The sequence below is a fragment of the Phormidesmis sp. 146-20 genome (genome assembly GCF_052939475.1).
Genome location: NZ_JBJPHT010000085.1, coordinates 1 through 15046, shown reverse-complemented (window position 1 = coordinate 15046; position 15046 = coordinate 1). Strand labels below are relative to the sequence as shown.

The following is a 15046-nucleotide window of genomic DNA, read 5'->3' as shown; positions in this document are numbered from 1 at the left end:
GACCGATTTCCCCTCTAACTTTTCACCTTTGACACAAAACTATTGACATACCCCCGGCTCAAGCTACAAATTGCACATGCTCGACTGCTCCAAGCTTCATAGCAGTCCGGTTTGTAGTTTAAAGCTTTGTCATAGCTAGCGATCGCCTCTTCGTAGTGGTTTAAGTCAGCTAATGCAACACCGCGATTGCTCCAAGCTGCATAGTAGTCCGGTTTGTGTTTCAGCGCTTCGTCATAGCTAGCGATCGCCTCTTCGTAACGGTGTAAATTATCCAGTGCAATGCCGCGATTGAACCAGGCTGCATAGTAATCCGGTTCGTAGTTTAAGGCTTGGTCAATGCTAGCGATCGCCTCTTCGTGAAGGTGTAAATTATTCAGTGCAACGCCTTGATTGTTCCACGCTTCATAGTAGTCCGGCTTATAGTTTAAGGCTTGATCATAGCTGACGATCGCCTCTTCGTAACGGTGTAAATTATCCAGTGCAATGCCGCGATTGAACCAGGCTGCATAGTAATCCGGTTCGTAGTTTAAGGCTTGGTCAATGCTAGCGATCGCTTCCTCGTAACGCTGTAAATTCCCCAATGCAACGCCGCGATTGACCCAAGCTGAATGGTCGTCTGGTTTGTATTTCAGCACTTGGTCATAGCTGGCGATCGCCTCTTCGTAACGTCGTAATTCACCCAATGCAGCGCCGCGATTGACCCAAGCTTCAGGTAAATCCGGTTTGTATTTTAGGGCTTCGTCATAGCTGGCGATCGCTTCCTCGTAACGCTGTAAATTCCCCAATGCAACGCCGCGATTGTACCAAGAGTTGTAGTAGTCGGGTTTGTATTTCAACGCCTGGTCATAGCTGGCGATCGCCTCTTCGTAACGCTGTAAATCACTCAATGCAACGCCGCGATTGAACCAGGCTTCAGAGTAGTCCGGCTTGTATTTTAGGGCTTCGTCATAGCTGGTGATCGCCTCTTCGTAGCGTTGTAAATGAACTAGTGCAAGACCGCGATTGCTCCAAGCTTCAGGTAAGTCAGGTTGGTATTCCAGCGCTTGGTCATAGCTGGCGATCGCCTCTTCATAGCGGTGTGAATCACCCAATGCATTGCCGCGACTATACCAAGCTTCAGGTAAGTCCGGTTTGTATTTCAGCGCTTGGTCATAACTAGCGATCGCCTCTTCATAGCGTCGTAAGCTAAACAATGCAGTACCGCAATTGACCCAAGCTTCATGGTCATCTGGTTTGTATTTCAGCACTTGGTCATAGCTAGCGATCGCCTCTTCGTAGCGGTGTAAATTACTCAGTGCAGCGCCGCGATTGTTCCAAGCTTCATGGTAGTCCGGTTTGTATTTCAGCACTTGGTCATAGCTAGCGATCGCCTCTTCATAGCGTTGTAGATTCCATAATGCAAAAGCGCGATTGTTCCAAGCTTTGTGGAAGTTCGGTTTGTATTTCAACGCTTGATCATAGCTGGCGATCGCCTCTTCATAGCGTTGTAAAATTCTCAGCGCAATGCCACGATTGACCCAAGCTTCAGGTAAGTCCGGTTTGTATTTCAGGGCTTGGTCAAAACTGGCGATGGCAGTTTCAAAATCACCTGATTCGTAGCTAGCACAGCCTGATTTAAGCCAATCTTCAGCCGTGACCAGCCATGTTGTCCCACTACTTATCAGTCCAACTTTCATCCATCGCAGCACTTCTTCATTTGCCGCCGCCGCCTCTCCATATCGTCCTAGATTTTGCAAGACTCGACTCTTCAGTTCCCAGCCATCGACGCAATCAGGCATCTCTGCTAGCCCCGTCTCTAATGCCGCCAATGCTGCCAACGGTTCCCCTTGCTTCAATAACTGCCGCGCTTCTGTCAGCCAAGTTGGTGTCTCCATGTCGCCTTGATCTGCTGTCTCAGTTTTGTCCCGCTTCACCTACGTATACAAGATTTTTCTTGCACTCCAGGAATTTTGCGAGACTAGCTTTAGGATTGGGCGATTTGTATCCAGTCGATCGCCTCTCCTCTCTATTTTGCTGGTCACAAAAAGAAACAGAACGACTAAAGTGAGTCTGGCTTTCCTAAGCTTGCTCTAGCGCGATCGCAGACTGACCACCTGTGCAATTAAATCAGCTTGCAGCTTTGATCTGATAGGTTTGCCCTGCACAAGAATGCCCACCTCACCAATTATTCGCTGCTCGTCTTGAATCGGACAGATCAGCATTTGGCTCGTCATTTCCTGCAACTGACGATAGAGTGGCGGCAGCAAATCTGGACTCGGATCAACCCAGGATTCTCGCTGAAACAGCCGAAAATAAAATCGAAAGTGCTTTTCTAAATCAATGCAGGTGCCGATCGTCGAGTCTGGAAACTCAAATGCCCCGATCGATTCACAGACGATCGTCGAAGTCAGACTCTCTTCATCGTGTAGGGCGGCCCAACAATAGCTGGCTTCTAGCGTGCGCCCCAATTCCTCAATTGTCAGTTGCAAAATCTGGCTGTGATCAGAGGTCGATCGCGATTGTTCTAAAACCCGTTGCACCAGTTGAGTACAGTCGAGGGCCTGTTGAAGTTGTTCATTGCGTTCGCGTAGTTGTAGAGTCAATCGATCTTGACTGCGTTCTAAAATCTGATTTTCTCGTTGAAGCAGCGCTTCTTGTTGGCGGCGATCGCTCAAGTCTTGAAAGACCATAATGCTGCCAATGATCTGACCATCTCGATTGCGAATCGGAGCGGCACTATCGCCCACAGGTCTGAGCGTTCCATCTCTGGCTCTCAGCAGGGTGCGCGTGGGCAAGGTCACCGTATCGCCGCTACACATCGCAGACAACAAGGGATTTGCGATCGCCTCCCCTGTCTCTTCGTGCACCAGATCCAAAACTCGTGTGGCAAACTCGCCCAATGCCTGCTCTTGCTCCCAACCCGTGAGGATTTCTGCGGTCGGATTCATAAAAGCGATAAAGCCGTCTACATCTGTGGCGATCGTTGCGTCTCCGATACTAATCAGCGTCGTGGCGTACCATTGTTGAGCATCTTTGTGTGCTCTTTCGAGTTGGTGACGGTGCAGGGCAATCTTGATGGTGGAGTGCAGTTCGGCTTCCTGAAACGGTTTAACTAGATAGCCAAAGGGAGAGGTTTCGGTGGCTCGCTGGAGCGTTTGTTCGTCGGCGTGGGCGGTCAGATAGACGACGGGCAAATTTAGCTGAAAGTAGATAAATTCGGAGGCCGCCACTCCATCGACCTCGCCCTGGAGTTGAATGTCCATTAATATCAGATCGGGCTGAGTATCCGCAGAGAGTTTGATCGCTTCTTTAGCGGTTTGGGCGACGGCAATCACTTCATGACCCAGCGTTTCTAATGCTTCTTGAATGTGCCATGCTACGACACTTTCATCTTCGACTACCAATATTTTCGCCATGTTTAATCCGTCATCGTAGCAATTTTTTATACTTGTACTTCTGCATTCTAGTTAGAAGTGCTTCTAAAAAATGACAGTCAGGTTTTAACTTCGTCAAATCAACTCAAAGTGTTGACGTGAAGCCAGTTTTTTGCAGGGAATGTGTATTGATCGACACAGTAGAAAAATTGGCTTTGAAGTAGGGGCTAACTTGCCTATTTTTCTGCACTAAACCGTGTCGAATTGCCCGATTCTAGAAGGGAAGCAATCTTCCCACACCCCTCCAGCATTGTAGGGCGATCGAGCATTTATAGATGATCAAAGGTCACTTTAAATCGCGTCGTATTTGTTTTTTCTAGCTCAAAGCTGCCTCGAATTTGGTTGACAAGGGCATTAACCAGTCGCAACCCCATCGATCGGATCGTTTGCAGTTCAAACCTATCGGGTAAATCGTTGCCGTTGTTTTCGACGATGAGACAAATTTTTTGGGGAAGTTCGGCTTCCAACAGCACCGCAATCTCGCCGCTTCTCTCATCAGAAAATCCATGTTTGAGGGCGTTGGTCATGAGTTCATTTAAGATCAGCCCACAGGGAATCGCCTTTTCTAAACTGATGAAGATTTCCTCACCAACCTGCATTCTTAGCGTCACCAAATCTGATTGAAGTCGATAAGTATAGAAGAGACGAGTCGCCAAACTTTGAATGTATTCTGATAAATTGATGCGAGTCAGGTCATTCGACCGATACAGACTATCATGCACCAGGGCCATCGAATTAATTCGACTTTGGCTGTCTTCAAAAATTTGTCGCACCTGGGGATCGTCGATTCTTTGTGACTGAAGGTAGATCAAACTGGAGATAATTTGTAGATTGTTTTTAACCCGATGGTGAATTTCTTTGAGCAGGGCTTCTTTTTCCCTGAGAGAGGCTTTGATCTGGGATTCGGACTGTTTTTGTTTGGTGATGTCTTCGACCGTTCCGGTGTGCCCTACTAATTCGCCCTGATCGGAGATAATCGGAGCCGTCCTGACTTGTAGCCAACGCAAAGAGCCATCGCGGTGCAGCACTCGAAACTCATCGGCGTGTTGTTGTCCTGAGTGAGCGATCGTAAACCAGTCTGTCAGCACTCGATGGCGATCGTCTGGGTGAATGGAGTCTGCAAACCCCTTACCCAAACTCTCCTCAAGCGTAAAGCCGCCCATCTCCTGACACTTGGGATTGGTGTAGGTGACATGCCCCAAAACGTCACAGGTAAAAATCCCCACCGGGGAACAAACGCTGAGGGCACGCCACTTTTCTTCGCTGGTTTGAGTGTGTGGGGTGAGGGGTGACTCGGCTGTCTGAATTTCTAAGCTTTGGAGTTGAGAAAAGAGTGTCTCAAAAATGGGGTCTGTTGAGGGTGATGCGGCTTGTTTTTGAAGTAGCTTGAGTTGATCATGAATCGTTTTGACCTGTTGCGCTAACTCAGCTTGATTCATGTCGTGTTCTCCTCAACGATCGACCTGCTAAACTCTCAGTTTCACCCACCGTCGCGGTTTGAGTGTACGCTGTCCCACAAGTTTGGCGCTTGACCGAACGCTTGCCTTCCCCCGATCGCAGGAAAACCAATCGGCGATCGTGCGCCTCTACGACTTTGAGGACAGGTTTCGAGTCTGAGGTTTAACTTTTGAGTAGACAAGGGATAATGGCTAAATGGCACTGAAATAAGCGTCGATCACTCGATAAGAGCGCTAAAAACTCGCAGGGTGGCACTCTCCACCGTCCTTAAATCAGTAACATGCGACCATAACTTGATGGAAAGTGGTTTAGGAATGCCTCTACCCTTGTTGATTCTGCTGGTGCAAGACTGCTTTTTAAGTTTCTAAATTGAGAGATAATGATGCGTCCCCAGGTGATTTTTTTTGATGCGGTTGGCACTTTGTTTGGGGTGCGGGGTAGCGTCGGTGAAGTCTACGGCAAAATCGCCTGGCGTTATGGTGTGGATGTGCCAACTGAAGTCTTAAATCAAGCGTTTTATCAAAGTTTTAAAGCGGCCGGGTCTCCTGCTTTTCCGGGGCGATCAAGTGCAGAAATTCCCCAATTAGAATTTGAATGGTGGGGCACGATCGCGCATCAAACCTTTAAACGAGCCAACGTTCGCGATCAGTTTTCAGATTTCTCAAAGTTTTTCACCGAACTCTATCATCACTTTGAGACAACAGAACCCTGGATTCTCTATACAGATGTGGTGCCAACTTTAGAGAAATTGCGCGATCGTGACATTACATTAGGCGTTCTCTCTAATTTTGACTCTCGTCTACATGCGGTTCTCAAAGCGCTAAATCTGACTGATTTTTTCAGTTCTGTTACCATTTCTACCGAAGTCGGAGCCGCAAAACCCAGTCCTCAAATTTTTGATGTAGCCCTTGATAAACACAATTGTTCAGCCCAATTTGCGTGGCATGTAGGAGACAGTTTAGAAGAAGATTATAAAGCTGCAAAAGCCGCAGGACTGAGGGGGATTTGGCTCGATCGTAAAACCCTATAGAGCGTTTGAATTTGTATCAAAAAAAATTAGAGACAGCATGAGTTTGGAAATACGATATTCTCATCCCCTGATCAGCAGAAGATCAGAGGTACATTGCGCGTCTTCCAAAGTTTGGCGATAATCAATCTACACAGCTTGAGAAGATTATTCACGAATCAATTCCCCATCTCTTAATGTATGCCAATTAAGCCATCCCAAATTTTGAGCCTGTTAGAGGCAAAGCGTGATGACTTCACAAGTTATGACAAAACCGCTTTGCAAGAACTTCAACAATACCTGGCGGCACTGGCTCAGATGTCACGCCAACCAGACAATATTTTGCAGGAAAACCTTGCAGGAATTCAATATTGTGGAGCGCTGCCATTAGAGCCATTGGGCAAATTTTCCGATTGGATTATTCCTTCAAAATTGACCTGGCAAAGTCGAGAACAAAGTCTGGAATGGGTACGCGATCGCCTCACTGGGATTTCTACCTTTGCCGTCGATGGCTCTCAAATTTATCCCAGTAAAGATGTTTCGATTCCCGTAGCGCTGGTGCAAATCGGCTGGTATGAAAATTGTCATTTGCCGTCTGGCACCTATGAAAAAGACATCGAATTGGATGTGATGACTCCAAATGATCTGCGTGTGGGAAAGGGCGATCTCGCCGATCGTAAAGTCAATCTACGCCGCTTTGAAATGGAAACTCAACGCATCATCAAATATATGGAATCTCATGCCGATTGTGAAACCTGTCTGGCGTTTTTTGACGGTTCACTCGTGGTCACGTTTGCCGAAGTTTTTGATGAAGAGACGCGCAACTTTTATGTGAAATGTATGCGTCAACTGTTGCAGGCGAGTGAGTATTTTAGAGTGCCGCTGGTTGGCTATATTGACACTTCGACTGCTTACGACCTGACTGAAATGCTGCGGCTATTAGGCAATTTGCCCGAGAGTAAATCTATCCACGATGCACAACTTATTAGCCGTTCTAGAAATAGCGCAATGCAGTGGGGCGATCGTACTCCCTTGTTTCTCTGTCAGCGATCGGGTGTATTAGATCAATATCAAGATCAGGCTGACCGAATTGCATTCACCTATATGAAAACCAATAAAGATAGCTACCCAGTGCGATTAGAACTTCCGGTTTGGGTATATGAAGCGGGATGGCACGATCGTATTCTCGATTGGGTGCGAGGCGAAGTGGTAATTGGCGGCGGCTACCCTTATGTGATTGAGACAGCCGACCAGGTAGCAGTGCTTAAGAATGACGATCGTCAAGTTTTTTATGGACTGCTGCAAGATTGGGCTGAGAAAGAAGATCTCAAGCTGCGGCTGTCTCGCAAAATGGTCAGCAAAATGCGGCGGCGTTAGGTTGATGCTTCTACGCAACGCCAAACCCAGGGTACTGTCGCACATACGGCGCTTGAAACCCTAAAACAATATCTTCTTGCTGAACTCCCATTGCAATGAGTTCATGAGCAATTTGCTTTTCGGTAGCGTTGTGTCGTATCCAAATTTTGCCATTTTTAATATCCAAGTGCAATGCACATCCATGTACGCGACGATGCCCATCCCAGCCCACATTCATCACTTGATAGCGATCGTGTTGAAGGTCAAAAACAGTTTGTGACTCGATTTCACCATTAGAAATGGGAACCGCAACATACTCGGTTAATAGAGTTTGAATTAACTGACGATATTGTTCTAGCTTATCCATTGCACAATCACTCCAAAGTTTTGAGACCTTTGCTACCTTCGAGCTGTCTCTGTCATCCATTCAATCAATGGAGACAACCGATCGGGCATCACTGATTCGTCAATTTGTATGGTGTGAAGCCGATCTCTCTCCTCAATTGTAATTTGGTAGTGAAAGCGATCGGGCTGCGGGGCTGCGATCGTTGTCGGTAAATTAAAAAAATCTGCCGCTTCTACCATTTGACAGACTTGATTGGCTTCAGTCGGTGACAGAGTTTCAGTATCGATTGAAGTGGTCATGATTAGACCTGCAAATCCGCCCGATCGCTCAAAAGAGATTTTCATAAGAGTTGTGGGATTTGAAGTGAAGAGTCAACATGATGCAACTCCTCACTTCTTATATTTGGACTAAACGTCAAACGACTCCAACTGTTCTCCAGGCAGTTCGGACGGCTTGTTGTTCGGTGCTGTTTGCGCCATAGAGTTCGCCAGCGATCGCGCTCATCGTGGCTGCTGCCGTTCTAAAAGTGGCTCTGGGTCTCAGTCTTTCGGTCAGCGCAATGTACCAGATTCTTCCGGCTTTCTCCCAGGCATAGCCCCCGATCGCCGTTGCCGTCAGATAAAACGCCCGATTGGGAATACCCGAATTGATATGAACACCGCCATTGTCAGCCGTTCCGGTATATATATTTCTGAAGTCAGCAGGCTGAGGATCTTTACCAATCACCCGATCGTCATAGGCCGTACCAGGAGCCTTCATCGATCGAATGCCTGCACCATTAACTTTGGGAGTAAACAACCCTTCTCCAATGATCCAATTTGATTGATCGGCCGTTTGGTTGAGAACTCGCTGTTTGATCAAAATGCCAAACACATCTGAAAAGGATTCGTTCAAGGCTCCGGATTGTCCTCGATACGTTAGATTTGCTTCATTTTGAGTGACACCATGCGTCAGTTCATGACCAATCACATCAATCGATTTGGTGAAGCGATCGAATAATTCCCCATCCCCATCGCCATAGACCATCTGGCTCCCATTCCAAAAAGCGTTGTCATACTTCTGACCATAGTGAACCGTCGAATCGAGACGCATTCCCAGCCCGTCGATCGAATTGCGCTGAAACACTTCGGCATAGAAGTCATAAGTCGCGCCCGACCCATCGTAAGCCTCATCCACTGCCAAATCGCCCGTCGCCGGATCGCCCTCACTGCGTACCAACGTTCCGGGCAAATCTGTTAAATTTTTGGCATCAAAAATCGTCCGCCGCTTTACCCCTACCGGAGCCATCAATCGAATGCCACCCACCGCTTCACGCCTGCCCCGAAACTGCTCTGACGCTCTTAATGTTTCTAAAGCCCATTCGCGCTGAGTTGGAGTGCCATTGAGAATCACACGATCGGTAACATAGGGCGGCAAGATACAGCAAATCGGGCAGCGGCAAAGGTGCCGCAGGTTCTTAGTTTCCTTCCGCGTATCCTTTCTCTGCATAATAATGTAAATGCACTCCTAATGTTTAGAACACCAAAACTTCAGGAACCCGGAAGTATTCTATCCTCACTCCTCACTCCTTACTCCTCACTCCTCACGTCTCACTCCTTCTTCTTTGTTACAAAACTTATACCTCTTCTCAGACAGTTTCCAGATAGCTTTATGATGCTCTGATAAACGTAGAGAATGGTTCTTCACACTTTTTAATAAATCAGTCTTTGAACCCGAAACGTTTTAATCTAAAAATGAGCGTGGTTGACCCTGGGTAGTCGTTTGATTCGATAGATTCTATTGCCCAAACTAGAACAAAAGTTCTACGATAAACGGGTAATAGTCCGTGCCAGGTGACACTCTGGTCAGATTTAATACAGTAACGATCCGTAAACGGGAGCTTTAGTATCCGATGAGTGTTAAGGCAAGTGGTGGAAGCTCAGTTGCACGCCCGCAACTTTACCAAACAGTCCCAGTCGCAACAATTTCTCAAGCCGAGCAGCAAGACCGCTTCTTGGGCCGAGGTGAGCTAGACGAATTGGCTCGCTACTTTGTCTCTGGAGCAAAACGCTTGGAGATCGCCGAGTTGTTGACCCGTAGCTCAGAGCTGATTGTGTCTCGGGCCGCCAATCGCATCTTTACAGGTGGCTCTCCGATGGCCTTTTTAGAAAAGCCTGCCGAAGAGCCTGTGATGAGCCTGGCTGGCACCGTCATGGACACCGCAGAAAACATGAAGTTGGGAACCGCAACCTATGCGGGTGGAAACAGCAACGGTATTTTAGACGGGCTACGGGCCCTGTTTTTGACACCGAGTAGCGGCCCGATTCCGGCAAACTTCCGACCAATCAACGTTGCACGATATGGCCCGAGCAATATGGCCAAATCGCTGCGTGACTTGAGTTGGTTTTTGCGCTACACCACCTATGCGATCGTCGCAGGCGACCCCAACATCATCTCGGTCAACGTGCGAGGCTTGCGCGAAATTATCGAGAATGCTTGCTCTGGAGAAGCGACGATCGTGGCTCTCCAAGAGATGAAAGCCGCCTCGGTCAACTACTTCCGCAACGATGCCGAAGCTTCCGAAATCGTCGCTCAATACTTCGATGTGCTGATTGGCGAATTCAAAGCGCCCACCCCTTCGACCAAGCTCCGTCAGCGCTCTTCTAACGATCAGCAAGGTCTACAGCTTCCTCAAATCTACGCCAATGCTGCCGAGCGTCGCCCCAAATATGCGATGAAGCCGGGGTTGGGGTCATCTGAGAAGAACGACGTGATCAAAGCGGCCTATCGTCAGATTTTTGAGCGAGACATCACGCGCGCCTATTCACTCTCCATCTCAGATCTGGAGTCCAAGGTTAAAAACGGCGATATCTCCATGAAGGAGTTTGTGCGTCGTTTGGCGAAGTCTCCCCTCTACCGCAAAAATTTCTACGACCCATACATCAACAGTCGTGCCCTGGAGTTGGCATTCCGTCACATTTTGGGTCGAGGGCCAAGCAGCCGTGAAGAAGTGCAGAAATACTTCTCGATCGTCTCGACAGGTGGCTTGCCTGCGTTGGTAGACGCGCTGGTTGACTCTAAAGAATACAGCGACTACTTTGGCGAAGAAACCGTCCCTTATCTGCGGGGTCTGGGTCAAGAAGCGCAAGAATGCCGCAACTGGGGCCCTCAACAAGATCTGTTTAACTACAGTGCGCCCTTCCGCAAGGTGCCTCAGTTCTTGGTGACGTTTGCCTCCTACGACAGACCGCTGCCTGATCAGCACGTTTATGGTTCTGGCAACGATCCGCTAGAAATCCAGTTTGGCGCTATCTTCCCCAAAGAAACTCGCAATCCCAGCGCTCGTCCGGCTCCTTTTGGCAAAGACACTCGGCGGATTTTGATCAACCGTGGGGCTGGCATCAACAACCAACTCAGCAACCCGTCTGCTAGAGGAGAAGCTCCCGGTACCTTGGGGCCCAAAGTGTTCAAGCTGGATCAATTGCCCAGCTACACAGGCACCTTTGCCAAGAAGGGCAGTCCGACGAAAGGCATCAGCGTTAAGTTTTCAGAAAGTTCAACTCAAGCCGTGATTCGTGCAGCTTATCTGCAAGTCTTTGGACGAGCGGTTTACGACGGTCAGCGGCTCAAAGTTGACGAAATCAAGCTAGAAAACGGCGAGATTCCAGTGCGCGAGTTTATTCGTCGGCTGGCCAAATCGAACCTCTTCCGCAGCTTGTACTGGACGAGTCTCTACGTTACTAAGTCGGTTGAGTACATCCACCGTCGCCTGTTGGGTCGTCCTACTTATGGTCGTCAAGAGATCAACAAGTACTTTGACATTTGCTCCAAAAAAGGCTTCTATGCGCTGATTGATGCAATTCTAGATAGCCCTGAGTACAACGAAACCTTTGGCGAAGATACCGTTCCTTATGAGCGCTATTTGACCCCGGCTGGGTTGTCACTGCGATCGACTCGTGTTGGCTCGATCGGCGACACAGGTGCAAAAGCTGTCAAAGAAGAAACGCCTCGCTTTGTGGAACTGGGCGCTGTCACAGATATGCGTACGGAACCCGATGTGCAGTTCCGCATCAATCAAGGGGTCAGCAAGAAGCGCGAGCAAACCAAGGTCTTTAAGCTCACCAACCTCAACGACAAGTCGAACTTGAACGTGATTACAGGGGCTGCTTATCGTCAGATTTTTGAGCGGGATATTGCACCCTACATCGTCAAAAACGAGTTTTCTGTCTTGGAGAGCAAGCTCGGCAACGGTGAAATCAGTCTCAAGGAATTCATTGAAGCCTTGGGTACTTCCAGCCTGTACATCAAGGAGTTCTACACGCCTTATCCCAACACCAAAGTGATTGAGCTAGGAACTAAGCACTTCCTGGGTCGTGCACCCTTGGATCAGCCCGAAATCCGCAAGTACAACCAAATTTTGGCGACTCAAGGATTGAAAGGCTTTATCAACGCGATGGTGAGCAGTGCTGAGTATGGAGAAGCCTTTGGCGAGGATGTCGTTCCTTACAACCGCTTCCTGACGCTCCCGGCGGCTAACTTCCCCAACAGCCAAACGCTGTACAACAAGCTGACCAAGCAAGACAAGAAGGTGGAAATCCCTAGTTTTGCCACCCTCAAGCCGCGCATGGATGCTGCCAAGATGCCGATGACGGGCAAAGCGATCGCCGATCTGGCCGCTCAAGCACGTCAGATGGATATGAGCAAGCCCCGATTTATGGAACTGGGTCGATCATTCTCCAATGGCAGCGGTCAATCGGTCGAAGTGGGAGTCGGTACGTCTCGTCGCAAACCTGCCCGCATCTTCCGAATGAATCTGGGCATGGGTCAAGGCGAAATCGAACTGGTGATGAACGCCATCTACTGTCAAGTACTGGATGTGTTTAGCGGTCAGGTGCCGCGCGAATTCCGGCGATCGGACTTAGAAAGTAAGCTGCGGAATAGCGAGATCTCGGTGCGCGAGTTTGTCAAGACGCTGGCGAGTTCTGAGATTTATCGTCGTCGCTTCTACACGCCGTATCCGAATACGAAGGCGATCGAGTTCTTGTTCCGTCATCTGTTGGGTCGTGCCCCGGCGACTCAGGCTGAGATTCGTCAATACAACAAGCTGTTGGCTGATAAGGGTCTCAAGGCTGCGGTTGAGGCGATGGTCGATAGTGCTGAGTATGCTCGTTACTTTGGTGAAGATGTGGTGCCTTACAAGCGTTTCCCTTCGCTGCCTGCGGGTAACTATTTAGGGAGCGTCCAGGCTGAGGCTGATCTGGTGAAACAGTCGTGGTCTGATCTGTCGCCCTCATATCTGACGGGTCGCAGCTAGAACGTTTGTTGATTAATTAAAAGGCCCCTCGATCGTATTGAGCGATCGGGGGCTTTTTGTTGAAACTTGATAGTCGCGGTTTTGACCGCCAGATTTTTCTTGGAAAGTTGTATGATTCACCCGAAGTCTTCATCCTGTTTTTGTGCTAATTCCGCAAATTGTCCTTGATACAAATGTCATCGTTTCAGGTCTGCGTTCTCGACGGGGCAGCGCTTTTCAGCTACTAACACTAGTTGGAATGGGAAAGTTCGAGATTCACCTTTCGATTCCGTTGGTTTTAGAATATCAGGAGGTATTGTCAAGAGAGTTATCAAATTTGTATGTCAGCGCGACAGATATTGAAGACTTCATCAAGTTTCACTGTTCAGTTGCTATGAGGCATCAAATCTTCTTTCTTTGGCGACCTTACCTACCCGACCCGAAAGACGATATGGTGCTGGAACTGGCAGTTGCAGCCGGATGTGATAGCGTAGTGACATACAACACTCGTGACTTTGTTGGAATTGAGAAGTTTGGAATCAGAGCGATTTTGCCTGCGGAGTTTTTGAAAGAAATTGGAGCGTTGCCATGAGTCATTTGAATGTTCAGCTTCCTGACTCTTTATACAAAAATCTGCAAGTTTTGGCAGAGCAAGATGGCATTTCAGTAGACCAATTTATTGCGACGGCTGTTGCAGAGAAGATCGCTGCGTTGACGACCGAGACGTATTTAGAAGCGTTGGCAAAACGAGGCAGCCGAGATAAGTATGAGGCAGTGTTGGCGAAAGTGCCCGATGTTGAACCGGAATCTTACGACCAGTTGCCGACAGGCTAACATTTGAATTCGTAGATTTGTATGAAAATTTTCTGTGGCTAACTCAAAAGTGGCAGGGGTGCGATCGAGTGCTGCGCTTAAGGGGAAGCAATTTATTACGAGAAGACATCTGTATATGGGCACCTTATGTAGGAATGTCTACAGAGTGCAGTAAAGCATGAATTACCGTAGCGCGATTTTTTTATCTGAGCTGTCGGAGCGAGAAAAAGTTTGGAGTAAGCATAAGAAAACTAGTGATATTCTTGCTAAACATTACGTAGGCAGTCCATTTAGCGGTTATTCTCAAAGAATTATAAGTTGTGGAGAATCTTTGGATTTTCAGGTTGTTTCTGAAGAACTAAAGTTAAGTAATGCCAGATTTTGTCGAGTTCGGCACTGCTCAATATGCCAATGGCGACGTTCCCTAAAGTGGAAAGCAAAAGCTTACAAAAGCATTCCTTCAGTCATACACGATTTTCCTACTCATCGGTGGTTATTTCTAACCCTAACAGTGAAAAATTGCTTAATCGAGGACTTGCGAAGCACACTAACCTGGATGCATGAATCTTTCAAGCGACTCACTAAGCTCAAGACATGGTGTGCAACAGGATGGATTAAATCCGCTGAAGTCACCAGAGGACAGGATGGATTAGCTCATCCTCACTTCCACTGTTTATTAATGGTGCCACCATCTTACTTTTCAGGAGGTAGATACTTGTCTCAAAAAAAGTGGGGACAACTATGGCAGCAGTCATTGAGAGTGGACTACACACCCGTAGTCGATATAAGAGCAATTAAGAAAACTGACAGTCCATCTATGCTCGTTCCCGAACTTCTGAAATATCAGACGAAAGGGAGCGACTTAACTGAAGATCGAGAATGGCTGTTGGAATTGACAGGACAACTACACAAAACAAGAGCGATCGCCACCGGAGGAGTACTGTGCAAATACATGAGAGACTCAAAGAAAGAATCCGAAGACTTAGAGAGTGACAAGTCTGATGATGCTTCACAAAGCAGTTTACGCTTCAGGTGGAACAGTGGAGCGAGGCAATACAATCTTGAATCATGAGTCGTAACTGAGCATCACAGAAATGTGATTGGAACCTTATGGACAGGTCGATTGACGCGACATAGATACTCAATTTTTAGAAACAGCTTGCCATTTAATCATGAGTCGTAACTGAGCATCACAGAAATGTGATTGGAACCTTATGGACAGGTCGATTGACGCGACATAGATACTCAATTTTTAGAAACAGCTTGCCATTTTCTACCACGTAAGACGACCTAACCAGGGGCTTGCCAGATTTATCACTCAACAGTAAGGGATATGCAATTAAATAAAGTACCAGTTACGTTGGGCAGATTGTAATGTCCTA

The 15046-nt window shown here is 47.8% G+C and carries 12 protein-coding genes; 6 read left to right on the top strand and 6 right to left on the bottom strand.

All coding sequences use genetic code 11. The annotated features are described in order from the left end of the window. Window positions 1–14: 14 nt before the first annotated feature. From ACKFKH_RS32360 to ACKFKH_RS32350, 3 genes are all read right to left on the bottom strand, one after another. On the bottom strand, window positions 15–1874 hold the full coding sequence (locus ACKFKH_RS32360; RefSeq protein ID WP_446862504.1) for a tetratricopeptide repeat protein: 1860 nt from the start codon (window positions 1872–1874) through the stop codon (window positions 15–17). Between the two features lie 195 nt (window positions 1875–2069). After that, window positions 2070–3395 carry a response regulator gene (locus ACKFKH_RS32355; RefSeq protein WP_446862503.1) on the bottom strand — a complete coding sequence of 442 codons (1326 nt, stop codon included), beginning with the start codon at window positions 3393–3395 and terminating at the stop codon, window positions 2070–2072. Window positions 3396–3682: 287 nt separating this feature from the next. Continuing rightward, window positions 3683–4852: a sensor histidine kinase gene (locus tag ACKFKH_RS32350; RefSeq protein WP_446862502.1), complete on the bottom strand. Its 1170-nt coding sequence runs from the start codon at window positions 4850–4852 to the stop codon at window positions 3683–3685. Between the two features lie 398 nt (window positions 4853–5250). Here ACKFKH_RS32350 and ACKFKH_RS32345 point away from each other — a divergent pair, with 398 nt between their 5' ends. Further along, window positions 5251–5901: an HAD-IA family hydrolase gene (locus ACKFKH_RS32345; protein WP_446862501.1), complete on the top strand. Its 651-nt coding sequence runs from the start codon at window positions 5251–5253 to the stop codon at window positions 5899–5901. A 177-nt stretch (window positions 5902–6078) separates the two neighbouring features. Further along, on the top strand, window positions 6079–7254 hold the full coding sequence (locus ACKFKH_RS32340) for a DNA double-strand break repair nuclease NurA (protein ID WP_446862500.1): 1176 nt from the start codon (window positions 6079–6081) through the stop codon (window positions 7252–7254). 10 nt (window positions 7255–7264) lie between these two features. On the opposite strand, the gene ACKFKH_RS32335 is transcribed toward ACKFKH_RS32340, so the two are convergent. The 3 genes from ACKFKH_RS32335 to ACKFKH_RS32325 form a co-directional block, all read right to left on the bottom strand. Then, window positions 7265–7600, bottom strand: coding sequence for a XisI protein (locus ACKFKH_RS32335; protein WP_446862499.1), 336 nt, complete (start codon window positions 7598–7600; stop codon window positions 7265–7267). Between the two features lie 32 nt (window positions 7601–7632). Next, the gene (locus ACKFKH_RS32330; RefSeq protein WP_446862498.1) at window positions 7633–7923 is read right to left on the bottom strand and encodes a protealysin inhibitor emfourin; all 291 of its coding nucleotides are present in this window, start codon (window positions 7921–7923) and stop codon (window positions 7633–7635) included. Window positions 7924–7993: 70 nt separating this feature from the next. Beyond that, window positions 7994–9067, bottom strand: a complete 1074-nt coding sequence (locus ACKFKH_RS32325; protein ID WP_446862497.1) for a M4 family metallopeptidase — start codon at window positions 9065–9067, stop codon at window positions 7994–7996. Window positions 9068–9470: 403 nt separating this feature from the next. Between ACKFKH_RS32325 and ACKFKH_RS32320 the strand changes: the two genes are divergently transcribed. The 4 genes from ACKFKH_RS32320 to ACKFKH_RS32305 all read left to right on the top strand — a co-directional run bounded on the left by ACKFKH_RS32320 (window position 9471) and on the right by ACKFKH_RS32305 (window position 14736). Further along, complete coding sequence (locus ACKFKH_RS32320; protein WP_446862496.1) at window positions 9471–12872, top strand: phycobilisome rod-core linker polypeptide; 3402 nt, start codon at window positions 9471–9473, stop codon at window positions 12870–12872. A 142-nt stretch (window positions 12873–13014) separates the two neighbouring features. Further along, on the top strand, window positions 13015–13443 hold the full coding sequence (locus ACKFKH_RS32315) for a putative toxin-antitoxin system toxin component, PIN family (protein WP_446862495.1): 429 nt from the start codon (window positions 13015–13017) through the stop codon (window positions 13441–13443). Further along, window positions 13440–13685: a hypothetical protein gene (locus ACKFKH_RS32310; RefSeq protein ID WP_446862494.1), complete on the top strand. Its 246-nt coding sequence runs from the start codon at window positions 13440–13442 to the stop codon at window positions 13683–13685. Before ACKFKH_RS32315 ends, ACKFKH_RS32310 begins: the two co-directional genes overlap by 4 nt. Window positions 13686–13842: 157 nt before the next feature. Next, a complete protein-coding gene (locus ACKFKH_RS32305; protein WP_446862493.1) occupies window positions 13843–14736 on the top strand; it encodes a protein rep in 894 nt (297 codons plus the stop codon). Window positions 14737–15046: the final 310 nt, after the last annotated feature.